Genomic DNA, 24,478 nt, shown 5'->3' with positions numbered 1-24,478 from the left:
TTTCCATCACTCAGATTAACTAACTAATTGTTATATTATAAAGATCACAAGAGATATCCCCTGTAATAGCTAAGCCAAGTCATTGTTCAATTTATCAATATACATGCCGTAAGAAAAAACATCTTTCATGTTAAATCCACGAAAAGAGTTTTATTGAAGTGATGATTATCGATAGTTTTGTCGAGTCTGAATGCTCAAATAGAATAGGTTTGCCCACCCTATTCGTATCATTGTTGATGCTGGTATAAATGCTAAGCTACTGACATTCCTAATAACTGCCATCTAATCCAGTGCAAACTAATAAAGTCATTGAAATTAAACCAGTATCGGTTGATCAGGAACAGCTGCAACTAGCTTTTGCAGCTTTTAATGAAGCCTCCGAACAGCTATCCGGCGTATACCAGGAATTACAACACCAGGTAGCGCAATTAACCGGAGAACTGGCAGTTGCAAATGGCGAGCTGCACAGACAATTAATTGCAAAGGAAAATTTGTCGCAGCAGTTAAGTCTCTTACTGAATGCGTTGCCTGGTGGCGTAATAGCGCTGAATGGACAGGAATGTATCGAGCAAGTAAATCCAGCTGCAATTTCGATCCTTGGAGAACCATTACTTGGGTTGGCATGGCATCAGATTATTCAAGAACGTTTATCACCAACTGCAATCATCAACGAGTGGCATACAAAACAACAGGGAACGGCAGAACAACGCCGCATCCGTATTGAAAGCAGCGCAACGGATTCAACCGGCAGACGGATTCTGCTGGTAAACGATATTACTGAAGCCTATGCCCTGCAGGATCAAATAAGACGTAATCAGCGACTCACTTCAATGGGTGAAATGGCAGCGAATCTTGCCCATCAGTTGCGTACCCCGCTTTCAACCGCACTACTCTACGCCAATCATCTAGGAAGTGATGCATTAACTCCAGTTGAAAGACAAAAGTTTGCAACCAAAACCATTGAACGCATGCATCACCTGGAGCACCTAGTTAACGATATGCTACGTTTTGTTAAAGGTGAAATAACGCAACTCGAAAATGTCAGAATCAGTCATTTGTTAGCGGAATTACGACAAGTCATAGAGCCTCAGATGACCCAACATGATTTGCAATTAATTGTGCATGATCTGAGTGAAACTGAAAGTCTGATGACTGACCGCCAAGCACTATGCGGAGCGATGGTCAATCTTCTTGAGAATGCCATGCAAGCGTCATCCCCGGGAGATAAAATTATTCTGACAAGTGGCGTGGAAGAAGAAAACATCGTTTTAAGTGTCCATGATGATGGACCAGGCATTGATGCGGCACTGCAAGAAAGATTATTCGAACCCTTTTTTACAACACGCTCAGAAGGCACCGGCTTAGGTTTGGCCATTGTTCGAGGTGTTATACAGTCCATGGGAGGTAGTGTGCAGATTAATTCATCGCCGGATACAGGGACTGAATTTGTGATACGGCTACCAAGAAACAAAGGAGATTGATACGATGAATATACTACCCATCTTGGTAGTAGAGGATGACAAGGATTTACTGGAGGCGATTTGTGCCACCATGAAGCTAGCGGGTTATCAAACATTAGCGACATCCAATGGCAATGACGCAATGACTGTACTACAGGAATCTCAGGTAGGAATGGTTGTAAGTGACGTGCAGATGCGGCCTATGGATGGATTCACTCTGTTAAAAAAAATTAAGGCGTTCAATCCAGATTTGCCGGTGTTATTGATGACAGCTTACGGAGATGTCGAAAAAGCAGTTGCCGCAATGCAGACAGGTGCTTGCGATTATCTGCTGAAACCGTTTGATCCAGACAGTTTGCTGGCACATATCAAACGCTACGTACTATCAGAACTTGAGCAAGATGACAAAATTGTTGCGAAAGATCCGCGTACGCGAGCACTACTTTCCCTCGCCAAGCGGGTTGCGCAATCTCCGGCAACAGTCATGCTGACGGGTGAAAGCGGCTGTGGCAAAGAAGTAATCGCACGTTTTATTCATCAGTACTCATTACGTGCATCTAAACCATTCATCGCCATCAATTGTGCAGCTATTCCAGAAAATTTACTGGAAGCAACCTTATTTGGTTACGAGAAAGGCGCTTTTACCGGTGCGTCCCAATCTCAGCCTGGAAAATTCGAACAAGCTGAAAGCGGCACATTACTGCTCGATGAAATTTCAGAGATGCCTCTGGAACTACAAGCAAAATTGTTACGTGTATTGCAAGAAAGAGAAGTTGAAAGAGTGGGCGGGCATAAGCTGATCAAACTGGACATCCGTGTTCTGGCGACTTCTAACCGTGACATGATGGCCATGGTTAAAAGTGGTCAATTCCGTGAAGATCTGTATTACCGGCTCAATGTGTTCCCAATCGAAATTCCTGCACTTCGTGAACGGCCATTGGATATTGAACCGCTGGCGCAGCGAGTCCTGGAAACAGCAGTAGCCGGCACAGGACAATCACCCTGCAGAATGACCAAAGCTGCAATAGAAAAGTTGACTCAGCACACTTGGCCGGGCAATGTCAGAGAACTAGAAAATGTGATGCAGCGCGCCATGATCCTGGCCACAAATACTATCGATGCTGAACATATCAATATGCCAGAAAATGATGCTGATCATGAAACAGACACAAAAAACGCCGATTCGTCCTCACAAGACATCAAGACACTCGAACGTAATCATATTTTGGAAACGCTGGCAGCAGTTAATGGTTCCCGGAAACTAGCCGTAAAAAAGCTAGGAATCTCTGAACGGACGCTGCGTTATAAGTTACAGCAATATCGTTTGATGAGTTAACAAGTATCGATTCTGTCGTTAGGAATCTGATTTAATAAAATTATTTGAAGTTTTTTAAGTTTTGCGAGATACTTGAAACCAATTATGTTGGAGTAAATCATGGATAAACCCGGAATTGATAATATTTTGCAGCAATTGCAAGCGGCTTCGGCATTTGCTTCCGGTACAAAAAAGCAATCCGAGGCGGATGGTATAGCGAGTGTTGATTTTAGCGAAAAGCTTAAATCGGCTGTAGATCAAGTCAATAACTCCCAGATAACTGCCGATAAACTAAGCGCACAATTTGTCAGTGATCAATCCAATGTTGATTTGCATGAAGTAATGATTTCACTGCAAAAAGCCAATGTATCTTTTCAGTCGATGATACAGGTCCGTAACAAGCTGGTGACAGCCTATCAAGAAATCATGAACATGCAGGTTTAAGTTTGTATTCGTTCTGATCTAATCAAACAGTGATCAGATTCGTTTATTCTACTCTTCCAGCGCCATTTCCAGTTCCAGCCAGCTTGCCTCCAATTCTGAAATTTTACTTTCGAGTGTCGCGTGAACTGCACTGAGTTGATTAATTTCATCCCGAGAACGGTTCGCATAAATAGCCGGATCAGCTAACTGACGGCTTGCTTCATCCAATTCCTTCTGTACAACCGCTAAAGCAGTTTCAAGTTTTGATTGCTTGGAAAGCAGTATTTTTTTGTTCGGCTTTGCAGATGTTTTGGATTGCACTTTTTTTGAAGATGATCGTGGTTCTACAATCTCACTAGAACGACGCGCTTCTATCCAGTTTTTATAATCATCCAGATCACCATCCAGAAATTGTGCTTTACCGTCAGCCACTAACCACAACTCATCAGCCACTGCACGTACCAGACTACGATCATGCGACACCAGAATCACCGCACCGGTATAGGCTTCCAGTGCCAAAGTTAACGCATCGCGCATCTCCAAATCCAAGTGATTGGTTGGTTCATCGAGCAATAGTAAGTGTGGCTTCTGCCATGCTAGTAGGGCAAGTGCCAGGCGACTTTTTTCTCCTCCGGAGAAACTGGCTACCGGACGATCCTCACTATCCCCCCCCAAGCCAAATCGCCCCAGGAATTTTCGCAAATCCAATTCAGTCTGCTTTGGTGCCAATTGCCGCATATGCTGCAAAGGGGTCGCATCACCATCGAGATTCTCCAGCTGATGTTGTGCAAAGTAGCCCATACGGATATTGGGCGTCCATTCCAATGTACCAGAGGTAGGAGTAATTTCCCCGACCAAAAGCTTTATTAATGTGGATTTCCCTGCGCCATTCGGACCCAGCAAGGCAATTCGGGCACCCGCCTGTAAAATAAGATGAACATGTTGAAACAACAAGTGATCGTCATAACCAAAGCTCATGTCTTTTACGCGCAGTAGAACATCAGGACTACGCTCAGGCGCTTCAATCTGCAATTCAAAATACCCATCTTCAATATGCGCCGGCGCAATGCGCGTCAAACGTTCCAGCGCTTTGATACGACTTTGCGCTTGTTTGGCTTTGGTCGCCTTGGCACGAAAACGCCGCACAAAATCTTCCATGTGCGCGATCTTTCTCTGCTGTTGCTGAAAAGCCTGAGCATGCTGAGTTAGGCGTTCAGCGCGAGCACGCTCGAAATCATCATAATCACCGCTGTATACTTCAATTTTCCGTTCATTGATATGCGCAATACGATTAACACAGGCATTGAGAAACTCACGGTCGTGTGACACCACCATCAGACTACCCGGATAACGCGACAGATATTGTTCCAGCCAGAGAATAGCTTCCAGATCCAGGTGATTAGTTGGTTCATCCAGCAATAATAAATCAGCGCGATGCATCAAGGCACGGGCCAGGTTCAGGCGCATACGCCAGCCCCCGGAGAAATGGCTGACCGGGTGTTCCAGTGTATGATTGGCGAAACCTAATCCATTCAATAGTTGCGACGCCCGCGCCCGCGCTGTATAACCATCCAGCGCTTCATAACGGTGCTGCGCCTCAAACCAGGCCGCATCATGTTCGGATTGGGCCAGAATCTTCTCCAATTGACGCAATTCAACATCACCATCAAGCACGAACTCAATCGCAGACTGATTTGAATTGATGATCTCTTGCTCAACAAAAGCAACCGTTTTCCCCGGTTGCAAACTGACTTCACCGCTATCCGGTTTGATCACTCCGCGAACCAACTGAAACAAAGTGGATTTACCACAGCCATTTTTACCGACTAGGCCGACACGTTGATCAGCAAAAATCTGCAAATCACTATTTTCGAATAGCGGAATCCCGCCCTGCAAATAAGTCAACCGCTGAATATTGAGCATAAAATCTTAATAACTAGAACATTCAAAATAAATCTTATTCTTCAAACACAAAAATAAACCCTTGTCACACAACCCAGTTATTCATATAAAAAATGTAATAACACAAAATCTATTTTCCCAGTCTCACACTATACACATCAAAGTTTTTCTCAAAAAAATTAAGATTCTTAACCAGATGAATAGCTATAGGATATTGTTTATCCACAATATCAACAAACCATATAAAATCCATTCCTTAACTTCACACGGAAACAGAAAATATATTTAACAACATGATAAATAATACATAATTAAAGTGTAAAATTATTAATCAGGGGTAGAATTAAGCGTTACTATTTCAATAGTTAATCGTTGAATATAGATCTTTTCCACAAAGTTATCCACAGAAATTGTGGATAATAAGAAATACGCTATGCTAAATAAGACAATAGCTCAAAAATAATAATGTGCGACACACAAGAGTTTTACAAAAAAATTGATTGAGAACATCCAAATCAATTCGACGACCAATAATATCAACGAATCTGGGAAGTCAGTGGAATTTTAATACATAATCTGGAAAATGAATATTTGACTCCACTCACAGCCAGTTAGATTACTTGCCACTCAAAATTATGGCGCTGCATGAAACCAATTACGCTCTTTCCGGATGAACCAGAATGCGCATCAATGCAATATTCGTCGAATCCATCAATTATATGCCAGGCATCACGATGTTTATGTCTGATGAGTTTAATCTACTTGACCTTCCAAGCCGCAGCGCTTTTCTGAACTAGATTATTAATCTAGCGCAAGCCCATAAAGTTGAGAATGTGCTAGTGTTCGATATGCTAAAAGCACTGCTTGCTGGGTAACAACAGATAATCTAAGCTCATTAGATTGCGGATGGAGTAATCCAGAATCAATAAGTTAGGGCTGCTTGAGGCGAGAATTTCTATTGTCTCTAATTAATTACCAAAAAGGATGTTCTGATATGAAAAAATTTAGCATGATTGGATCTCTAGTATTTTCCTTGATCCTCTCCATATATTTTGTGGTAACTGACGATGAGACAGTATTAGCGCTGGTATTATTAGGTCTTCTAGTTTCTTTCATCTCAGCAATGATGCTTCTGACAAAAAAATAGCTTAGAACAATGAAAAAATCATTTTCACCACAAACGCCTTGGCTATGGCAGCACGGTCTTGAAGCGGACGACCTGGAAAACCACGGCTGGAACAGATGAATTCTTCGATGCGCACCAATTCTAATGTGATCGCCAATTACTGTTGCCCCCTGTTAGTGGCCCCGATTCTTCCGGCAATCATGGAAATAATGATCCTTGTATGTTAAACCATGTTCGTGATAAAGTGTCTCATATCTTGATTATCTCATTGATAATGTTGATTTTATAATTTTCTATTTTAGCATCCAAGGCAAGTTATTTTTCTTTTTTGGCCGTTCCGGCTACTAATTCAACTCGCTTTATTGGGTTTTGCAAGTTGCTCAGTTGTTTAATCTTTATCTTAGGGAATTTTGTTTTATGAGAAAAAATATATTATCAATATTATGCGCAGTAGCTCTGGTTACCTCGGGAGTGCAATCGGCACTGGCTGAGAGTGTAGCAGTGAAAGGTGATTCCATTTTCATTCTTGATAACAGCGTGGAGGGGTCTAAGATAATCGTAAAAAATCTTACCAATAATTCTACGAACTCATGTCTTACTAACGCAGGCTTGAGTAATCTTGGTTTAAGTGCAAGTACATCAGCAACAGATATCGTAATCAAGAATGGTACTGCGGTTATTACAACCTATAATAATACTACCAGCCCTGCAACTGATGTTACGCTAGTAGATGTTACCAGTTGTCCAATCACTGACACAGTAGATCTCAGTGATTGTTATGCCACTATTGATGGTGACAAATTGACCATACCATGCCTCCAATATGGTAGTGATTTACTTTCTGTTGTACTTAAAGAACGTGGCAGCTCATCGAACTTTGAACTTGAATCTTACAAACCAGGCAAAGGCCATGGGCACGGTTCTGATGATTAAGTTAAAGGGATTAAAGGGCCTCATACTCAATAGCTATAATTTTCAACAATAGATTACCTGTAATACAGGTAATCGCATGAGATAGCGAGGACCCTATTAATCAGATGCCCCCCCCTGTCTCCCCGCGGCCCAACCATCGCTGAGATACAGCACAAGCGCTTTCAGGGCAGATCTTTGGAAAAAAGTACATTCTAATTTATCTTGACATCCTAAATAATCCACAGTTTGAAATGGTTATGAAAATCACTGTAAATAATTTCATACAAAATGATAAATGACTTATAACTATATGATAAATGTCACATAATGAAATTGTTAAATAATTAATCAATCTAAGGGAAACACTTAGAAATTCATCGGTTAATTGCTTAGTCCAAGCAATTACTCACAAAGTTATCCACAGAAATTGTGGATAACAAGTAGAGCCTCATAACAAATAAGCAATAACTCTTTAAATGATAGTTAATTTTTGAAGACTAACTGATCACCTCAATATCCTTTTCTAGCTTTATCAATTGGAGTCTTTGCTCTCGTTGAATACTTGAGCGGAACGAGCACATTGAACCTATACTTCCAAGCCAGCCTGCAACAGCGACCCTATATGACGATCAATCGCTTTTGCTGTGTCAGATTCAGGAAATCTTGTAATCTACGAACCATTAGGAAACAATGAATTCTGATTGTAATAATCTATCGCGGGCAAATTGACTGCAACCAGGCTTGAAAATCCGGGTGATTTCTTACCTCATCAAGATCAGAATCTGATTGTAAATATTCGCAGGATACGAGTTTGTTATGCAATTGCGCGGTCTGTAACCAATACAGACAACTCGACACATCACCCCGTTGTCCGTAAACACAAGCCAGGTTATAAGCCACCACTTCTGGTACAGCTTTGGCATGGTGCAGTAAAATTTGCTCAGCACGACTACGTAATTCGTTAGCTTGATCACTATCCGTGGCTGCAATAGCACGGGCTTCCTCTAGCAATACAAATCCCCAATCGACCGCTGCTTTATGATAATCTGAATTCATACTTAATACCCGTTTGTATTTCTCGCCAGCCTCATGCCATAAAGTACGAGCCGCAGGTAAATCACTCTTCGCCAATTCTCTGGCTTGATTAACCAATGCAACTCCATAGTAATATGTTGCTTCAGAATCATCTGGCCTGAGCCTTAGTACCCGCTGGTATTTCTCACCGGCTTTATGCCACAAATCACGAGCTTCCCCATGTAAGCTGATTTTTTCCAATTCCTTCGCTTCATCAATCAGTACATTTCCCCAATTAAATTCTGCTTTAAGATAATCCTGATTGATGCTTAAAGCCTGCTGGTATTTCTTAGCGGCTTCATGCCATAAAGTACGCGCTGCAGGTAAATCACTCTTTGCCAATTCTCTGGCTTGATTAGCCAATGCTATTCCCCAATTATTCACTGCTTCATAAAAATCTGGTCGAATATTTACTAACTTTTGATATTTGTCGCTAGCTCGTATAAGCCATTCCGAGGATTCGCTACCCTCCAGTTTATCTGCTAAATATAGCGCCCAAGAACCTGCATTGAATAATGCATTAACATCAGATGGATCTAATTCAGTTAAAGCTTCCCAAAGCTTATAAGCTTTCTCAGGTTGATTCTTAAAGCTTGCATCAATTGCAGCAGCACGTAATCCTGGCTTGGGATCAAATTGTGGATCATGTTGAATCTTTTCTGCCGCTTTTGTAATTTCCTGATTTTCAATTTCATTTGTCAATTGATCACTACGATATGAGCTTATTTTTTCTTTTGATATCTCAGCATCTTTCTCATGCTGCTGTGCATTAAGCGCAGATTGTTTCGCACTTTCCTCATGCAATCGAATTTTCTCAGCAACTTCTTTGACTTCATCCAGCATTCCCTGCATTTGCTTCCTATTACTTCGAAACGTCATTAATGGCGCTACTACACCAATCAGCGCAACAAATGCGGTTACAAGCGCTAAAGCTGAAAATAGCCAATCGATGCTCTTACGTTGTCCTTCCAGCTCGCGCTCATAATTCTGCCGCTCCTTGTCTTCCAAACGCTGCAGGCTTTTTTTAACTTCATCGATGGCAGTTTCTGAATATGCAATCTTCTGTTGCGCTGTTTCCGGTTCAGCAGTTTGTGAATAAACCGGGGTTATAGATCCGCATAACAATATGGCCAAGAAACAGAAAATGATGCTATGCGGTATACGAGAAATAATCGCCATTTTGACCCCGGCTATTTGATGAACAACAAGCTACGGTTGTTCGATGACCTGGAATTCCCCGAGTTAAAGTACAAGAATTCTGCAAGAGTGAATGGGAGGGGTAACCGCATAACACGCCACAATCCAATATTCATGCATGTTATGAATTAATGTTTATTTAAAGTACCGTCATAGATACCGTCAAATTTCTGCACTAGCAGGAATTACTCTATCAATTTATCCATCATTTAATCAGCATAAAAATGTGTGCAATCTCAGATTGAATGTGGCGGTTAATTGATGGTTATGTGACAACTATCGAAGCACGTTATACCCGCGCCCTTGCATACACCTTGCAATCATTTGATTATGTGTCAATGCTTCATTGCCTAATCCGCTTACTCCACCTACCGTCGCTCCAACTGCCGCCATTGTTCCGACATCAACACCAGCGATTGCACCGATTAAAGCCGAAACGCCTGCACCGGCAGCAGCACCTCCAATGGCGTTGCTTGAATAATTGGTATTATCTCTAGCGATGGTCTGGCACTGTATCAAATCACCTTCATAATTGCAGTTCTTGCATGAGGCTGGATCGATTACAGGCCGGTAAGACACATAACCTGGCTTCGATGCCACGCTCCTACGAATTAAATCAACTTTTTGCTCATAGGTTAATGACGGATCTGCCAAAGCTCGATCAAGTTTTTGTCTTTCAATTTCTCTTCTTTGCTGAGGCAACTCACAAGCTGTGACCAGTAAGGAAACAACGATAACAAAATAGATTTTTATCATGATCGATTACTTTTATTATGGATGTTTATGAAAGAAAAAGAGCTGATCGGTACTATAGATCGAAGGTTGCAAAGAATGAAGGTGCACCAGGGAGTATAGCTACCATTTGCACCTTAAAAAACTGTTTTTTTAATTTTGCACGCGCATTTCTTTTGTCATGTGTCGGTACTTTGTCTTTAAGGTTGTAGAGAATTGAGGGGCGTACCCGGTGCCGTCTAAATAATAGCCACTGACTCAGTCAAAGTGTTAACCGACCTGTTAACTTTCTGAAGTTTAGTTGTTTAGGTGTTTAGTTAATGTTTTCTTACTGTTGAGCCAATATATGCAATAAAAAAAGTTTACGACTTTAATTTTTCGCTATACTAGAATTTTTACGGGGTTTTCATTACCCCCATCAATAAAAGCTCGGGAAGTACCTTCCTTTTCTCATAAATTCCTACGATCAATTTCATATTCTTTTGCTTGACTTCTAAAATAATCCACAGTTTGAACAAGATAAATGAATTACTTTATGTGACTTCATCTCAACATGAGAACTTAATTATAACTTTATGATAAATATAACATAATGGAGGAGTTAAATAATTAAGCATTCTAAGGAAACACCTTACAAATATGTGAGTTAGGCGCTCAAGCCAGACGGTTATCCACAAAGTTACCCACAGTAATTGTGGATAACAGAAAAAAACTTATGTTAAATAAGGTGATAGATGTACTATTCGTTAACTGATAGTTTTTTTAAGAAAATTAACCAATAATCCCGATAGCCTTTTTATGCTCCCTAAGTAACCGGCTCATTTCTTTTTGCAGTTTGCCTTAATCCATGCTTATAAGCATTCTGACTTGATCTAGCCTTACCTTCGGGTGTTTTAGCGCCCGTTGACCGTTTCCACGGCTGCCAATTCCTGATTAATTCCGCTTGTTTCAATCGCTCCTCGGGTGTCCAATGGCGCATATCTGCCTCGCTTAATAGTTCGTTTGAAGAATTAATTGTTTTTCCCGCGTGCGTAGCTGGCTGAATACCGTTATTTACTTGCTGGTGGCCATGTGCAATGTTGGCTTGTTTGGCAAAAACTATCGGCGGGTTTTTCATTGCTGCCAATACTTCAACGGTGTGGGCACATTGCGTTTGTGCTTTCAAAGCCAGCCGTAGATTGGTTTCCATTTGGTTCAAATACTCACAATTCATCGACCGTCTTGCTAATGACGTAAAGATTGCATTCAGTGAAACCACTTGCGCAGCCAGTGTCGATTCCAATTCACTTAAATCACCGGCGATAATCTTTTCTGTTTTCTCCTTCATTACTACAACGGCTTCAGTGAAATCAATTTCACCTAGTAATGATTTAGTAAATGCTTCTGTTGTCAGTGTATTTAGAACACTGGATGATAACTTTATTTCGGCCAGCTTGCGGTGTTCACTCTTGCCCTTTTCATTTTCCACTATGAGTGCTTGTGGATTGTGCTTTTTAGGTTTCTTGCTGATTGCCATAAATTCCTTTGTTAAGTATGTCTAAATGAAACGCTATACACAGGATAGTGTTTGATGTTTTTGAAGGCTGAAACGCTATATAGCGTTTATCTTTTTTCCCTTGCCTTTGGAAGTCATGATCTGAACGAATGATCTTCCGGTATAGCTTGCGGGCTGGTGTTTTTGTTCAATCCCCAATAATTGCGCATAGGGTAACGGGTCATTGTGGATAGCATCACGCACACATGGCCAGATCATAGATTGCATTACCGGATCAATTGCCAATCTGGCCAAAACCTGTCTTTCCAGTGATTCCTTGGCTTTGCTGGTGAGTCGTTTAGTCTCGTTTCTGCTTAGACCGTAATGCCGGGCAACTTCTGCATGAAACAGATTAATTAAACGCTTTAGATTACCTTTGCCGCCCATGATCTTGTTGCCCTGCATTTTGTTAACCATTAATGGCAGAATTAAGGCGTGAGCATGAGGCGCGCTTTCATCCAGATGCACATCAAACGATAACAACACACCCGGAATATGCTGCTTAACCCATTCGAAGCAATCCTGAAAGAATGGCCGGGTATCTTGCTGGTGTCGATCAATGGGCAGGCTGAAGATAATCTCCACGGCCATCACTTGATTAACACGCGGCTGATCTATGCCAGCCTGCACCATCAATACTTTTGCATGACGATCAATCGTTTCAGCACTATCCGGTTCATTCAGTGAATAATTCAATGGCGTTCTGGATGGATCAATATTCGCACTCGCGCCACGTTCAGCCTGTAGCGTGCGCTTATTGTGTTTCAAAGCATTCAGAACGCCATTCTTACCCTTCACCGTACCTAGCCGCAGCAAATGGCTTGCTGCCATCTCTAGCCATTCCCAAGCCGGGACAAATAGCAGTAAAGCGCCCACAGCTCAATCAAACTGAGCGAAGCTACATCAGCGCCTATGCCAAGATGAGAAAATCGCATCAGCAACATTTCCAGGCGTTCCAGCCATGACTCGCTATTCATGATTTTTACCAGGGCGCAATACATAGCAACCGACACGATGCTTGACACCGTTTTCAGCTTCTACCGTCTCCCAGATAGTGTCGATTGCGTAGCCTTGTTGCCGCAATTGCAGTATGCGTGCCGGTGGGTGATAAACATTCAAACCCCGGCTTGCTTCAAACGTATTTAATTTGAACAGCCGCAGCGCTTGCAACATGCGGGCACATTGTTGTTTTGAATGGTTACCTGTAAACTTTTGATTGATCTCTTCAAAAGCCGCTTCTTTATGGGGCGGTATTTTTTTGTCCATGTTATGCCCCCTGATTTCCGATGATTGCCAAAGCTGCGCGCAATTCTCCGACATTCCAGCAAGTGGTACGCGGCGACAGTTTCCTTGGTTTGGGTATGCGCCCGGCATTGACACCCCGCCATACGCTTGCTGATGAGCAAGCATACAAAGCTTGAACGACTGGCTGTCTTACATTGGCGGTGTTAGGGAGTTGATCGAAGTTTTTTAAAGCTTCGGGGATTGGATTAGTAGTAATTTGTTGAGACATGTTAAGCACCTTTCTGTGATTGGGTGCTTCACACAATATTGCATCAGGGTACCGTTAGGGCAAGGGCTGAAAGCTTAATGGCAGGCTTAGGGTAGCATGAGGCTTTGTCTTTATTTTCCTCTGGCAATATCCGGTCTTGTTATCATGTCAATTGCTTTAGACTCACGATCACTAAGGCCAAACTCTTTTATTAACCAATCAACTACTACGTTTTGATTTGTCCACGTTTCACGATCATTCATGTCGAACAGATCGCCATAAAAGCGTTCAATAACTTTTTTTTGTATTCTCATTAACTTGGTGTCATGGTGACCAAAAACACTATTTAATGCAGATTTATTTGTTTCATAAGCACAAATAAAAACATCTTTCACACCGATAGCTTTTCGAAAAGCTGTACGCCTAAGTTGTATGGTTTGTTCATCATCAAGAACATATTCTGAAAAAAATTCACTGAAAACAACTAACTGACTATTATTAAGATAGTATTTCATTACCCAGGTTGGGACAGGATATCTAGGTAAAAAACGTATCTTATACTTACCGCCAGAATTTCTTTCCATAGCAGGGCTAGTTGTATAAAACCCATTCATAAATAAATAAACGTAATCATGATTAGTGTCATGAACTATCGAAAAGCCATCATGTGCATTTTTCTCGTAGAAAGGCAATCCCCGATAAACCATCCAGCTAAAATAAAACAATATGTTTTTTAGCCTACCTTCAATTCTATTAAACAAGTATTCAATAAATTTATGGAATTCTCCAGATCTCAACTCATCTAATTCGCATTCTCGTTTTGCATTGAAAATATCATCCACATTTAAATCAAGTTCTCTTCCTATAAATTGAGCTAAAGAAATATATTCATTTCCATAATCTTCATTATGAGCATTAATTCCATTTAAAATAATTTCAGCTAAATCATACCTCTTCCAAAACCACGGTGCATTATCAAATACTTCCTTGAATGGATGTTCAGCAATATCCCCAGCTTGACAAATCCCCTCACAAAGTAAAAAAGTCATTTCGAGTGGATATTCTTCAATGATTTTTGATAGCAAAGGAGAAATTTTACTAGATCGGTACCGATAATCACTTAATTCATCAGCATCAATTTTTGCTAATTCACTTTGAAATTCCAGAAGTCTTAATCCACTTATCTTTTTCATACGCCCCTTATGAACCACACCCTTTAATCAGAAACCACGCCAGCCGGGTAAGAGTTCCGGTGTTCGCCCGGTCGGGCTAGGTGCACAGTTAAACTCAATCATGTCTTTTGAAAATTAACTACTTTGGCACCGGCTGCCAATTCATCCAGATAATCCGCCCACCAGCGCATCATTTCTTTGCGTTTAGGTAAGTGTTCAGCGTAGTTATAGGCTGCCACAACTTTATTGCGTTCTGCATGGGCTAGTTGCCGTTCTATCGCTTCATGCGGCCAGCCGTGTTCATGTAGCAGCGTGCTGGCCATGCTGCGGAAACCGTGCCCGGTCATTTCATCTTTTTCATAACCCATGCGCCGCAAGGCTGCATTGATGGTATTTTCAGACATGGGCCGGGTTGCGCTGCGTATGCTGGGAAAAATATATTGACCATCGCCGGTTAACGGATGAATGGATTGGAGTATTTCAACGGCTTGGGCTGAGAGCGGGATAATATGCGGCTCTTTCATTTTCATCTTATGGCCGGGTATACGCCATTCTGGCTTGTCAAAGTCAATTTCCGCCCATTCGGCATGGCGTAATTCACCAGGGCGCACAAATACCAACGGCGCAAGCTGCAATGCACACCTGGTAATGTATGAACCGCTAAATCCGCTGATTGAACGCAGTAATGCGCCAATGGCTTTTGGGTCGGTAATGCTCGCATGGTGTTTTACCTTGACCGGTGTCAATGCGCCTCTCAAATCGCCGCTTGGGTCACGTTCAGCGCGCCCGGTGGCGATGGCATAGCGAAATACCCGCCCGGCATATTCGCGGCAACGCTGCGCTTTTTCGTGCGCGCCACGGCTTTCAATTTTGCGCAGCACCGCCAGCAATTCCGGTGCGGAAATATCTTTTTCCAGATAACGCTTGATATTGGTCGCTGTTGTTTCTGCCCAAGTCTTGCTGGTTTTTGCGTGCCATTCCAGCGCTACCGCCTTGAAAGTATTTTCTGCCGCAGTGCGCACAATCTGCTTATTGATGGCTTTGGTCAACGATGGATCAATATCTTTTGCTAGCAATTCCCGCGCTTCATCGCGCTTCTTTCTGGCAGCAACAAGGGAAACAGCGGGATAGACACCGATTGCCAAAGTTTTGCGCTTGCCCACAAATCGATAATCCATGCGCCAATATTTGCCAGTTGATTTCACCAGCAAATACAGCCCGCCACTGTCGCTTACTTTGTAAAATTTATCTCTTGGTTTAGCGTTTCTTATCGCGGTATCGGTGAGCATTTGACGGTATCTCGCATGACGGTATCAAAAAGTACCGTCAAAAATACCGTTAAATTGACGGTATTTCAAAAGATGCTATGCTATCTCTTGATACAATCAATTCTTTAAATTCTTAATAATTACAATGGATTTGATACGATACGAGACTTACTGAAATTCTCTATTGGTGCCGGGAGGGGGAATCGAACCCCCATGAAGTCGCCTTCGCGGGATTTTGAGTCCCGTGCGTCTACCAATTCCGCCATCCCGGCTAGACTGTCTGTTTGTATTTGAATCAACAGAAGGCGCAATTATCACTGAAAACCTGCAGTACAGCAAGCTGCATGGGCGGAAATCATGTTGCACCAGTATAATAGGCGACATGAAAACTCAGGATTTTGATTATTACCTGCCCGCTGAGCTAATCGCACAGTTCCCCGCCGAGCAGCGTACCAGCAGCCGTTTACTCTATCTGGATAGCATCAATAATCAACGACAGGACACGTTATTTTCTAACTTGCCCAATTACCTTCGCGCCGGGGATGTCATGGTGTTTAACGATACCCAGGTGATCAAAGCGCGCTTATTTGGGAAAAAAGACAGTGGCGGCAAAGTCGAGGTAATGGTGGAGCGTGTGTTGGATGATCGTCATGTTTTGGCTGCTATCCGTGCCAGCCACGCACCTAAGACGGACTCTAAACTGTTATTGGCTAATGCTATTCCTGTCACTGTAATCGCGCGTGAAAGCGAATTTTATACGTTACGTTTTGAGCATGAGTGGTCAATCGCGGAATTATTGGAATGTTACGGTCAACTGCCGCTGCCGCCTTACATTGCGCGACCAGCTACTGCCGCAGATGAGTCGCGTTATCAAACTGTTTATGCCAGAAACTCCGGAGCCGTTGCCGCACCGACCGCCGGTCTGCATTTCGATACCGGCATGATGAATCAATTGCATGCAATGGGCGTTATCATTGCATACGTCACTTTACATGTCGGCGCAGGGACATTTCAACCAGTGCGCGTTGAAAATATCGCCGATCACATCATGCATAGCGAAACATTCCATATCCCCCAAGCCACCGTGGATGCTATCGAGCAAGCTAAAACGACAGGGGGCCGCATTCTCTCGGTGGGCACTACATCGCTACGCGCATTGGAGGCTTGTGCATCGCTTCATCGGGGCCGGTTGGTTGCAGGTTATGGCGATACGCAGATTTTTATTACGCCAGGCTATCGCTTTCATGTGGTCGAACGGTTATTAACCAACTTTCACTTGCCTTGTTCGACATTGTTGATGCTGGTTTCAGCTTTTTCCGGCATGGATAATATTCAACACGCTTATCAACATGCTGTGACAGCACGTTATCGTTTTTTTAGTTATGGCGATGCCATGCTTATCGAGAAGAATTTATGAAATTTCAATTACATTCCACCGATCATGCCGCCCGCCGCGGCACGTTAACTTTGGCACATGGTACGATCGAAACACCGGTTTTCATGCCGGTGGGAACTTATGGTGCGGTCAAGAGCATGTCCCCTGCCGCACTGCAATCCGTGAACGCACAGATCATTCTGGGAAATACGTTTCATTTGTGGCTGCGTCCCGGACTAGAAGTCATTCAAGCATTTGGCGGCTTACACGATTTCATGGACTGGCATGGCCCAATATTAACCGACTCAGGTGGATTCCAGGTATATAGCTTGGGGAAGTTGCGCAAAATCACTGAGCAAGGCGTTCAGTTTAAATCGCCGGTCAATGGTGACAACTGTTTCCTATCGCCGGAAGAGTCGATGCGGATTCAGCGCACACTTAATTCCGATATTGTGATGATCTTTGATGAATGCACACCTTATCCGGCAGATGAAGCAATCACTCAGCTCTCCATGGAGCTCAGTCTTCGTTGGGCAGAACGCTCCAAACAAGCACATGCCGATAATCCCAATGCGTTGTTCGGTATCGTGCAAGGCGGCATGTATGAGCATTTGCGCGATCATTCTTTTGCTGGCTTGCAAAACATCGGCTTTGATGGATACGCCATCGGCGGGCTTTCCGTCGGAGAGCCCAAGACAGACATGCAGCGCATTCTGAAACATACCGCACCGCTACTGCCTGCTGATAAACCGCGCTATTTGATGGGCGTAGGAACACCAGCAGATATTGTCAACGCAGTGGCACAAGGAATTGATATGTTCGATTGCGTGCTGCCTACGCGAAATGCCCGGAATGGGTGGCTGTATACACGGCATGGCATTATCAAATTACGTAATAGCCGCTATCGCTTAGATACTTCGCCTCCTGATGAACACTGTGGCTGCTATACCTGCCAACATTTCAGTCGCGCTTATCTGCATCACTTACAGCGCATCAATGAAATGTTGGGCGCACACTTAAATACCGTCCACAATTTATTCTATTATCAACAACTAATGGCAGAGATTCGAGCGGCAATTGAAAACAAACAATTTGAAGAATATGCACAAGAATTTCTGGCATAAGCGGTCATCATGCTAATATGTACCCTTTTAATAAAAGGGAGAATTTTATGCTGATAAATGACGCATTTGCCCAAGCTGCTTCGTCAACGCAAGCTGGCGCAGACTGGCTAAGCCTATTACCGATGCTCGGTATACTTGTCATTTTTTATTTACTGCTGATCCGCCCTCAGGCCAAACGTGCAAAAGAACAAAAACAGATGGTGGAAGCATTGCAAAGAGGTGATGAGGTCATCACTAACGGCGGTATATTAGGCCTGATCATTAATGTCAGTGAAAACTATGTGGTTATCGAAGTTGCTCCTACCGTAGAGATTACGGCACTTAAATCTTCGGTGCAAACCTTACTACCCAAGGGAACACTGAAAAGTATTGAACCCAAAGGCAAAACACAAAAATCCAAAACAGCAAAAACAACTGCTGCTCCGGAATCCAAAAAAGCTGAAGATACCGAAGAGGCTTCGGATAACAAAGATAATGAAGCCGGAAGTATTACAGAAAAGAAATAATCGCGCACAGTAACGTAGGGAATTATTATTTAATGCCTGCCCTTGCATATCTTTTTACCTTTTATCATTTGATACTTAACTGACACCCATGAACCGCTACGCACTTTGGAAGTATCTGATTATTGCGGTTTCGCTTTTACTCGGACTGCTTTACACATTACCTAATTTTTACGGTGAATCACCAGCAGTACAGATTTCATCGCTACGGGTTGCAGCAAACGTTGATACAACCTTGCTGCAACGAGTCGAAGACGCATTAAAAAAAGCCAATATTGAAGCCGTTGGGATTTTTCTTGAAGAAGGCAGTATCAGGGCACGTTTTGCTGATACTGATATACAGATCAAAGCGAAAGATCTTTTGGAATCAACACTCGGCAAAGAATACATAGTTGCACTGAATCTACTACCCAATTCCCCCGAATGGTTAACCAATCTTGGCGCGCTGCCAATGTACCTGGGGCTTGATTTGCGTGGCGGTGTGCATTTTATGCTTGAAGTTGATATGGCAGGCGCACTCGAGAAATCACTGGATCGTTACAGTGCTGATATTCGCAGCACATTACGTGAAAATAAAATTCCATATACCGGACTTGAGAAACAAGATAAAAAACTCATCTTGAAGTTTCGTGATACTGAAGCACGCGCAAAGGCAGAGGCTGAAATAAAGTCGAATTATCCTGATCTCGGTTTAAGTGAGAAAGAAGCCGATAACCGGTATCACCTCATTGCTGCGATCAAACCCGAAGCCCAGATTCGCATGCAAGATTCAGCCGTAATGCAGAATATTACTACACTGCGTAATCGTGTTAATGAACTGGGCGTCGCTGAACCAATCATTCAGAAAGCCGGAGCGGATCGTGTCATTGTTCAATTGCCAGGAGTCCAAGATACAGCCAAGGCGAAAGATATCCTAGGGCGAACGGCCACGCTGGAAATTCGCATGGTCGATGATGAACATGATCTCGACGCTGCCATACGTGGGAAAATTCCATTTGGGACAGAGCTTTATGAGGAACGGGGCGGCGGTCCAATACTCGTCAAAAAACAGGTTTTACTCACAGGTGAGCGTATTACCGATGCGCAGCCTGGCTTTGATAAAGACAATCAACCGGCAGTACATATTAATCTGGACAGTAATGGCTCACGCATTTTCAAGCAATTGACTCGTGAAAATGTTGGCAAAAGAATGGCGATTCTTTTAATCGAGAAGAACCAAACTGAAGTTGTCACGGCACCAGTTATACGGGAAGAAATCGGCGGTGGGCGTGTTCAAATCAGCGGGCGTATGACCAGCATGGAAGCTCGAGATGTCGCATTATTACTACGTGCAGGTGCGCTAGCGGCACCGATGGACATTATTGAAGAACGTACAGTAGGTCCAAGCTTGGGTGCTGATAATATTGCTCGAGGGTTTAATTCGACACTTTATGGATTCTTGGCCGTTGCCATCTTCATCATAATCTATTACACGGCGTTTGGTGTTATCTCAGTCATCGCGCTCGCTCTCAATATATTGCTGTTGGTGGGTTTATTATCGATCATGCAAGCAACATTAACTCTACCTGGGATGGCTGCTTTGGCGCTGACTGTAGGTATGGCTATCGATGCGAATGTGTTGATTAATGAACGTATCCGGGATGAGTTGCGCTCTGGCGCTTCTCCGCAACTCGCAATTCACGCTGGCTTTGAACGTGCATTTGATACGATTGTGGATTCCAACATTACAACTTTGATTGCAGGCATTGCGTTATTTGCCTTTGGTTCAGGGCCGATCAAAGGGTTTGCGGTAGTACTGTGTTTGGGTATTTTAACTTCTGTATTTACTGCAACTTTTGTATCAAGAGGTATGGTAAATCTGATGTACGGAAGCCGACGTCGACTGGATCATGTTCCTATCGGGAAAATCTGGATACCCAAGCATAGTCTGACCAACGGCGAAGCCATTTCTCACGAAGAAGATGGAACTAATGAAGCTAGTGTCAGTGCCAGGATAAAAACTCGCGAGCAGAAGAAAACAAGTATCCAATCTGAAACAAACAGTCCAGTAGAAACGATAGTCGATACTAATAACAACACTGCTGACGATTCCAAGACCAAATCGGATGAAAAAACTATTACTAAAACAAAAAGTAAGCGCAAAACATCTGACACAAAACTACCTAAGTAATAATCGATTCATAAGGAAGTAAAAGCTATGGAATTTTTTAGATTTAATCGTGACATACCCTTCATGAGCTGGAGACGGACAGGAGCTGCCATTTCGATAATAACATTTATTCTTTCGGTCTTCTTTATTGCCACAAAAGGATTAAATCTTGGCGTCGATTTCACGGGCGGAACGGTTCTAGAAGTTGGCTATAGCCAGACGGCTGATCTCGGAAAAATTAGAAGTGTGCTAGCCGACCTAGAAATGTCTGATGCCAGTGTACAAAACTTTGGGTCTTCCCGTGAAGTTCTTATACGCTTACCCATTAAACCTGAAGTATCTAGCGCACAGCTATCTGAGATCGTATTAAATGCACTGAAACAAGCTGATTCGTCAGTGGTAATGAGACGTGTAGAATTTGTCGGTCCGCAAGTTGGTGAAGAATTACTTGAAAATGGTGCTTTGGCCTTATTGTTTGTTTCTCTTGGCATAGTTGCATATCTGGCCATGCGATTCGAATGGAAGTTTGGTGTAGCAGGCATTATTGCTAACCTACATGATGTCGTAATTATCGTCGGTTGTTTTGCGTTTTTTCAATGGGAATTCTCCCTAACTGTATTAGCTGCTGTATTGGCCATATTAGGTTACTCTGTCAATGAATCCGTTGTCATTTTTGATCGCATACGCGAAAATTTTAGAAAACACCGCAGAGCATCTATCACACAAGTAATCGATAATGCCATTACACAAACTATGTCACGCACAATCATTACGCATGGCAGTACTCAGATGGTAGTTATCGCCATGCTTTTGTTCGGTGGTGAAGTGCTCTACTATTTTTCATTGGCATTAACAATCGGCATTCTGTTTGGAATCTACTCTTCAATAATGGTAGGCAGTTCTATTATTATGCTGCTAGGCGTTAAGCGAGAAGATCTCGTTAAATTAGAGAAGAAACCGCTAGAAAATGATGGTGCGGTGGTATAGAAGCTTCTGACAACCAACTAAATATTTATTATCAAGTCAAGTAAAGAAGACTCTTGTTAACAAATATTATCGATTGGATTGTCAACACACAGTCGGCAGCTTGGGATACCCGGGTATTTTCCTGCTTATGCTGATTGAATCAAGCTTTATACCTTTTCCCATTGAAGTCATTATGATTCCCGCTGGTTACTTGGCTTCAAAAGGTGAAATGAACATGATAGTCGCGATACTATGCGGTATTTTAGGAAGCTTACTGAGTACGGGCTAGCCAACTACTATTTAGAGCTTACTCAGAAATTCAGCGATCAGATACGCGCTGCCAAGTAAGAATCCCGGTTTGAGATGAATTGGCAGACACGCGCAAACGGAATTTCTCTGGGCATGCACTTTTTTGTCACCCAAAATGCTATTTTGGCAGCAAGATTCCTCAGGCAAATAAAAACCCGCACCAAGATGAGCAGGTTCATAACCAGGAAGATGCTATTAATCCATGCGGCAGACGTATCAGCGCGCTTGGCTCTAATATTGTTGAGCCGATAACCATACTTTCCTTGGCCAAACTTTCCTTCAATTGGAATGCGCTCTCGATATTCCTTCCGGCGCTGTGCTTTCAGGCGTTTGATCTCATCTTTGTTTTCAGGTGTACTCTTTGGTGGACGTCTCAGTGGTTTTCCTGAGAAGCGGATGTGCTTGCGTTCAAGATAGCTGCGATTATCACGTGAGCCATATAGCGTGTCGGCAATGACGACTCCTGGATAATAGCCGTAACGCTTTTTGTAGGCTTCAACTTGCGCTTGAAGATCATGGCCTTCATGTCGCGCATCCCAGTGCAGCTTGTCGACATGTGCCAATCCTTTGCCTGTCAGGCTCACACTTATTTTGGCGCCAAATTCCACTGCCTTGCCTTGTTTTCCCCTGATAATGGGCCGAAGATACGGCTGACTGATACTGACAATGCGATCATCACAGCGTCTGGTGTTGGTTTTGTACATTGCATAGTGTTGTTGGTACAGATGGGGTAATACCCAGTAGCGGCGCAACAACTAATTGGGTAATGTATGGGCGTGCCAAGCGGATATTCCGTCAGCATCGCTTCAATATGATTTAAATTCCGCTGCAGGAACTGCAATTGCTGCCTGATACCGGCACGGCGTTTTCTGTTGGATGGCTGTCTCAGCTTGACTAGGTTGAGATAGGCTTTTCTGGCAATCTCGCGATAAGTGCGCGGCTTCTTTTTCTGTGGACGATTACTTTTGGCATGCAGTTCATCAATGATACGCTCACTCAATTCACGTGCTTCGTTCAGCAGTCCAAGATCTGTCGGATAGCGTATGGCCTGTTCTGCAACAGGTGGCATCCAGTATTAATTTGCCGTGATTGCGCGGCAGCTCATCTGCCGAAGATTGCTCCGCCTCCATTGCGGTGGCCGCGTCGCTGCTACCTCCCTCACCGCTATTTGATACACCATTGCCGTCTTTGTCATCATCAATTGCTTTGACTGACTTCTTTGTCCGCCGAGGTTCAACCGTTTCGATGATCGCCTCATAAAATTCATCAAATACCGTCTGACCCATGCGCTTGCGTATCTCAACCAGTAATGATGACGCAAACGGCGCCTTCGCTTGAAAACCTTTCAGACCAATAAAATATTGCAGGTACGGATTTTCTCGAATCTGTTCAACAGTCTCTTCATCCGAAATCGATAATTTATGTTTAATTATCACCGCTCCAGTCACAATTCTGGCATCTTTGGCTGGGCGGCCCACTCTTGAACATAACGTCTTATAGTAACTCTCGGACAACTCATCCCACGGTAGGCAATCCCTCAGTTTTACCCAGCGATTATTGGGATCAAGAATTATGCTTGGCGGTGTATCAAATCCTTCGAGTGGCAATTGCTTTTGGCTGATATAACGAATCATAGTGCACGGTTTTTGGTGTTAATTCACATATTTATGTGCACTATTTTACCAAAATATGAAATACTATTCAATTAAAACAGTTAGTTATGCTTTTTGAGTAAGCTCTATTTAGCGATTTAATGGGCCATCCACTGCTGATACGTTACGGTAAATAGGTTATACATAACCTACAGAGAAAATGGAAAATTTCTTTGCACGCTATGGTCATATTCCCACATTTACTGGCCGACTAATCCCTATATTCAGCAATATATCTCTATCCCTGCTGGTCTGGCAAGAATGAATCTACCTATTTTTTGCTTTTATATAGTCTTGGTGCAAGAATTTAGATAATTATTTTGATACTGCTAGGTTACTTTCATTGGTGAAAATGAATTGCTGATTAAAGAGTATTTACGTGATCTCGTCATTGCTCTGATTATCAGTTGCGTGGTAGGCATTGCACTCTATTGGAATTATCAACGACGCTCGTGTCGCTAAACTCCTAATACAGAGTATCATCTACTGAATCAATTTATTTACAAAATGGACACAGCAGATTCACTTTGTTGTGTCCATTTAGAATATGCTTGTTAAGCCGCAGCTTGGTTATCTGATTTGCGTTTGCTTCGCATATAGAAGAAAGCGCCAATTGCAAGCACCAGCACAATAGGTGCAATTATTGCCGATTTAGGTGTCGGACGACCTTCTCCTACTGAGAACGGAAAGCGTGACACATAATCCTGTGCACCGCCTGTTACTGTCACCAATCCTACAAATTTACCTTTTTCCGGAAAAGTATGGTCTACAGTAATTGATGCTGTCGGGTATA

Annotated in this window: 23 protein-coding genes, 1 tRNA gene and 1 pseudogene; 9 read left to right on the top strand and 16 right to left on the bottom strand. The window is 42.9% G+C overall.

What is annotated here, in order from left to right; genetic code table 11:
• The first annotated feature begins 290 nt into the window (after positions 1 to 290).
• From QZ942_RS08645 to fliE, 3 genes are all read left to right on the top strand, one after another.
• The gene (locus tag QZ942_RS08645) at positions 291 to 1,481 is read left to right on the top strand and encodes an ATP-binding protein (RefSeq protein WP_292994681.1); all 1,191 of its coding nucleotides are present in this window, start codon (positions 291 to 293) and stop codon (positions 1,479 to 1,481) included.
• 4 nt (positions 1,482 to 1,485) lie between these two features.
• Positions 1,486 to 2,796 (top strand): sigma-54 dependent transcriptional regulator, encoded by a 1,311-nt coding sequence (locus QZ942_RS08640; RefSeq protein WP_292994679.1) that lies wholly within the window; start codon positions 1,486 to 1,488, stop codon positions 2,794 to 2,796.
• A 99-nt stretch (positions 2,797 to 2,895) separates the two neighbouring features.
• Positions 2,896 to 3,219: a flagellar hook-basal body complex protein FliE gene (gene fliE, locus QZ942_RS08635; RefSeq protein ID WP_292994677.1), complete on the top strand. Its 324-nt coding sequence runs from the start codon at positions 2,896 to 2,898 to the stop codon at positions 3,217 to 3,219.
• A gap of 48 nt (positions 3,220 to 3,267) precedes the next feature.
• Here the strand turns inward: fliE and QZ942_RS08630 are convergent, their stop codons facing one another.
• Entirely contained in the window at positions 3,268 to 5,121 is a 1,854-nt protein-coding gene (locus QZ942_RS08630; RefSeq protein ID WP_292994675.1) for an ATP-binding cassette domain-containing protein, read from the bottom strand.
• A gap of 1,127 nt (positions 5,122 to 6,248) precedes the next feature.
• Positions 6,249 to 6,383 carry a hypothetical protein gene (locus QZ942_RS08625; RefSeq protein ID WP_292994673.1) on the bottom strand — a complete coding sequence of 45 codons (135 nt, stop codon included), beginning with the start codon at positions 6,381 to 6,383 and terminating at the stop codon, positions 6,249 to 6,251.
• 260 nt (positions 6,384 to 6,643) lie between these two features.
• Here QZ942_RS08625 and QZ942_RS08620 point away from each other — a divergent pair, with 260 nt between their 5' ends.
• Positions 6,644 to 7,159, top strand: a complete 516-nt coding sequence (locus tag QZ942_RS08620; RefSeq protein ID WP_292994671.1) for a hypothetical protein — start codon at positions 6,644 to 6,646, stop codon at positions 7,157 to 7,159.
• 690 nt (positions 7,160 to 7,849) lie between these two features.
• On the opposite strand, the gene QZ942_RS08615 is transcribed toward QZ942_RS08620, so the two are convergent.
• From QZ942_RS08615 to QZ942_RS08570, 10 genes are all read right to left on the bottom strand, one after another.
• Positions 7,850 to 9,391: a hypothetical protein gene (locus QZ942_RS08615; RefSeq protein ID WP_292994669.1), complete on the bottom strand. Its 1,542-nt coding sequence runs from the start codon at positions 9,389 to 9,391 to the stop codon at positions 7,850 to 7,852.
• 294 nt (positions 9,392 to 9,685) lie between these two features.
• The gene (locus tag QZ942_RS08610) at positions 9,686 to 10,165 is read right to left on the bottom strand and encodes a hypothetical protein (RefSeq protein WP_292994667.1); all 480 of its coding nucleotides are present in this window, start codon (positions 10,163 to 10,165) and stop codon (positions 9,686 to 9,688) included.
• Positions 10,166 to 10,946: 781 nt separating this feature from the next.
• The gene (locus QZ942_RS08605) at positions 10,947 to 11,657 is read right to left on the bottom strand and encodes a hypothetical protein (protein WP_292994665.1); all 711 of its coding nucleotides are present in this window, start codon (positions 11,655 to 11,657) and stop codon (positions 10,947 to 10,949) included.
• A gap of 75 nt (positions 11,658 to 11,732) precedes the next feature.
• Positions 11,733 to 12,506, bottom strand: a complete 774-nt coding sequence (locus tag QZ942_RS08600) for a plasmid recombination protein (RefSeq protein WP_292994663.1) — start codon at positions 12,504 to 12,506, stop codon at positions 11,733 to 11,735.
• Between the two features lie 2 nt (positions 12,507 to 12,508).
• Positions 12,509 to 12,652 carry a hypothetical protein gene (locus QZ942_RS08595; RefSeq protein WP_292994661.1) on the bottom strand — a complete coding sequence of 48 codons (144 nt, stop codon included), beginning with the start codon at positions 12,650 to 12,652 and terminating at the stop codon, positions 12,509 to 12,511.
• A complete protein-coding gene (locus QZ942_RS08590) occupies positions 12,645 to 12,941 on the bottom strand; it encodes a helix-turn-helix domain-containing protein (RefSeq protein ID WP_292994659.1) in 297 nt (98 codons plus the stop codon). The genes QZ942_RS08595 and QZ942_RS08590 overlap by 8 nt, the downstream gene beginning before the upstream one ends.
• Before the next feature lies 1 nt (position 12,942).
• Positions 12,943 to 13,188, bottom strand: a complete 246-nt coding sequence (locus QZ942_RS08585; protein ID WP_292994657.1) for an AlpA family phage regulatory protein — start codon at positions 13,186 to 13,188, stop codon at positions 12,943 to 12,945.
• Between the two features lie 110 nt (positions 13,189 to 13,298).
• The gene (locus tag QZ942_RS08580; RefSeq protein WP_292994655.1) at positions 13,299 to 14,360 is read right to left on the bottom strand and encodes a hypothetical protein; all 1,062 of its coding nucleotides are present in this window, start codon (positions 14,358 to 14,360) and stop codon (positions 13,299 to 13,301) included.
• A gap of 98 nt (positions 14,361 to 14,458) precedes the next feature.
• Positions 14,459 to 15,628 (bottom strand): integrase arm-type DNA-binding domain-containing protein, encoded by a 1,170-nt coding sequence (locus QZ942_RS08575; RefSeq protein WP_292994653.1) that lies wholly within the window; start codon positions 15,626 to 15,628, stop codon positions 14,459 to 14,461.
• A gap of 164 nt (positions 15,629 to 15,792) precedes the next feature.
• Positions 15,793 to 15,879, bottom strand: a tRNA-Leu gene (locus QZ942_RS08570).
• A 110-nt stretch (positions 15,880 to 15,989) separates the two neighbouring features.
• Between QZ942_RS08570 and queA the strand changes: the two genes are divergently transcribed.
• The 5 genes from queA to secF all read left to right on the top strand — a co-directional run bounded on the left by queA (position 15,990) and on the right by secF (position 21,745).
• Complete coding sequence (queA, locus tag QZ942_RS08565; protein ID WP_292994651.1) at positions 15,990 to 17,024, top strand: tRNA preQ1(34) S-adenosylmethionine ribosyltransferase-isomerase QueA; 1,035 nt, start codon at positions 15,990 to 15,992, stop codon at positions 17,022 to 17,024.
• Entirely contained in the window at positions 17,021 to 18,106 is a 1,086-nt protein-coding gene (gene tgt / locus QZ942_RS08560; protein ID WP_292994649.1) for a tRNA guanosine(34) transglycosylase Tgt, read from the top strand. Before queA ends, tgt begins: the two co-directional genes overlap by 4 nt.
• A 47-nt stretch (positions 18,107 to 18,153) precedes the next feature.
• Entirely contained in the window at positions 18,154 to 18,612 is a 459-nt protein-coding gene (yajC, locus tag QZ942_RS08555) for a preprotein translocase subunit YajC (RefSeq protein WP_292994647.1), read from the top strand.
• An 88-nt stretch (positions 18,613 to 18,700) separates the two neighbouring features.
• Positions 18,701 to 20,779, top strand: a complete 2,079-nt coding sequence (secD, locus tag QZ942_RS08550) for a protein translocase subunit SecD (protein ID WP_292994645.1) — start codon at positions 18,701 to 18,703, stop codon at positions 20,777 to 20,779.
• Positions 20,780 to 20,806: 27 nt separating this feature from the next.
• Positions 20,807 to 21,745: a protein translocase subunit SecF gene (secF, locus tag QZ942_RS08545; RefSeq protein ID WP_292994643.1), complete on the top strand. Its 939-nt coding sequence runs from the start codon at positions 20,807 to 20,809 to the stop codon at positions 21,743 to 21,745.
• A gap of 305 nt (positions 21,746 to 22,050) precedes the next feature.
• On the opposite strand, the gene QZ942_RS08540 is transcribed toward secF, so the two are convergent.
• From QZ942_RS08540 to QZ942_RS08525, 4 genes and pseudogenes are all read right to left on the bottom strand, one after another.
• Positions 22,051 to 22,641, bottom strand: coding sequence for a transposase (locus tag QZ942_RS08540; RefSeq protein ID WP_292994641.1), 591 nt, complete (start codon positions 22,639 to 22,641; stop codon positions 22,051 to 22,053).
• Positions 22,620 to 23,033, bottom strand: a complete 414-nt coding sequence (locus QZ942_RS08535) for a hypothetical protein (protein WP_292994639.1) — start codon at positions 23,031 to 23,033, stop codon at positions 22,620 to 22,622. The genes QZ942_RS08540 and QZ942_RS08535 overlap by 22 nt, the downstream gene beginning before the upstream one ends.
• Position 23,034: 1 nt before the next feature.
• A complete protein-coding gene (locus tag QZ942_RS08530) occupies positions 23,035 to 23,667 on the bottom strand; it encodes a transposase (protein ID WP_292994637.1) in 633 nt (210 codons plus the stop codon).
• Positions 23,668 to 24,239: 572 nt separating this feature from the next.
• Positions 24,240 to 24,478, bottom strand: a pseudogene (locus QZ942_RS08525) (hypothetical protein); the annotation flags it as partial.

This window comes from Nitrosomonas sp., from assembly GCF_021731985.1.
Classification (GTDB): domain Bacteria; phylum Pseudomonadota; class Gammaproteobacteria; order Burkholderiales; family Nitrosomonadaceae; genus Nitrosomonas.
This window is presented reverse-complemented; position numbering and strand designations above follow the sequence as displayed.

What these genes read in the sequence shown, in the direction of transcription:
- QZ942_RS08640 (WP_292994679.1), top strand. Translation starts at nt 1,486, where the DNA reads ATGAATATACTACCCATCTTGGTAGTAGAGGATGACAAGGATTTACTG.
- fliE (WP_292994677.1), top strand. Translation starts at nt 2,896, where the DNA reads ATGGATAAACCCGGAATTGATAATATTTTGCAGCAATTGCAAGCGGCT.
- QZ942_RS08630 (WP_292994675.1), bottom strand. Translation starts at nt 5,121, where the DNA reads ATGCTCAATATTCAGCGGTTGACTTATTTGCAGGGCGGGATTCCGCTA.
- QZ942_RS08620 (WP_292994671.1), top strand. Translation starts at nt 6,644, where the DNA reads ATGAGAAAAAATATATTATCAATATTATGCGCAGTAGCTCTGGTTACC.
- QZ942_RS08615 (WP_292994669.1), bottom strand. Translation starts at nt 9,391, where the DNA reads ATGGCGATTATTTCTCGTATACCGCATAGCATCATTTTCTGTTTCTTG.
- QZ942_RS08610 (WP_292994667.1), bottom strand. Translation starts at nt 10,165, where the DNA reads ATGATAAAAATCTATTTTGTTATCGTTGTTTCCTTACTGGTCACAGCT.
- QZ942_RS08605 (WP_292994665.1), bottom strand. Translation starts at nt 11,657, where the DNA reads ATGGCAATCAGCAAGAAACCTAAAAAGCACAATCCACAAGCACTCATA.
- QZ942_RS08600 (WP_292994663.1), bottom strand. Translation starts at nt 12,506, where the DNA reads ATGGCAGCAAGCCATTTGCTGCGGCTAGGTACGGTGAAGGGTAAGAAT.
- QZ942_RS08595 (WP_292994661.1), bottom strand. Translation starts at nt 12,652, where the DNA reads ATGAATAGCGAGTCATGGCTGGAACGCCTGGAAATGTTGCTGATGCGA.
- QZ942_RS08590 (WP_292994659.1), bottom strand. Translation starts at nt 12,941, where the DNA reads ATGGACAAAAAAATACCGCCCCATAAAGAAGCGGCTTTTGAAGAGATC.
- QZ942_RS08585 (WP_292994657.1), bottom strand. Translation starts at nt 13,188, where the DNA reads ATGTCTCAACAAATTACTACTAATCCAATCCCCGAAGCTTTAAAAAAC.
- QZ942_RS08580 (WP_292994655.1), bottom strand. Translation starts at nt 14,360, where the DNA reads ATGAAAAAGATAAGTGGATTAAGACTTCTGGAATTTCAAAGTGAATTA.
- QZ942_RS08575 (WP_292994653.1), bottom strand. Translation starts at nt 15,628, where the DNA reads ATGCTCACCGATACCGCGATAAGAAACGCTAAACCAAGAGATAAATTT.
- queA (WP_292994651.1), top strand. Translation starts at nt 15,990, where the DNA reads ATGAAAACTCAGGATTTTGATTATTACCTGCCCGCTGAGCTAATCGCA.
- tgt (WP_292994649.1), top strand. Translation starts at nt 17,021, where the DNA reads ATGAAATTTCAATTACATTCCACCGATCATGCCGCCCGCCGCGGCACG.
- yajC (WP_292994647.1), top strand. Translation starts at nt 18,154, where the DNA reads ATGCTGATAAATGACGCATTTGCCCAAGCTGCTTCGTCAACGCAAGCT.
- secD (WP_292994645.1), top strand. Translation starts at nt 18,701, where the DNA reads ATGAACCGCTACGCACTTTGGAAGTATCTGATTATTGCGGTTTCGCTT.
- secF (WP_292994643.1), top strand. Translation starts at nt 20,807, where the DNA reads ATGGAATTTTTTAGATTTAATCGTGACATACCCTTCATGAGCTGGAGA.
- QZ942_RS08530 (WP_292994637.1), bottom strand. Translation starts at nt 23,667, where the DNA reads ATGATTCGTTATATCAGCCAAAAGCAATTGCCACTCGAAGGATTTGAT.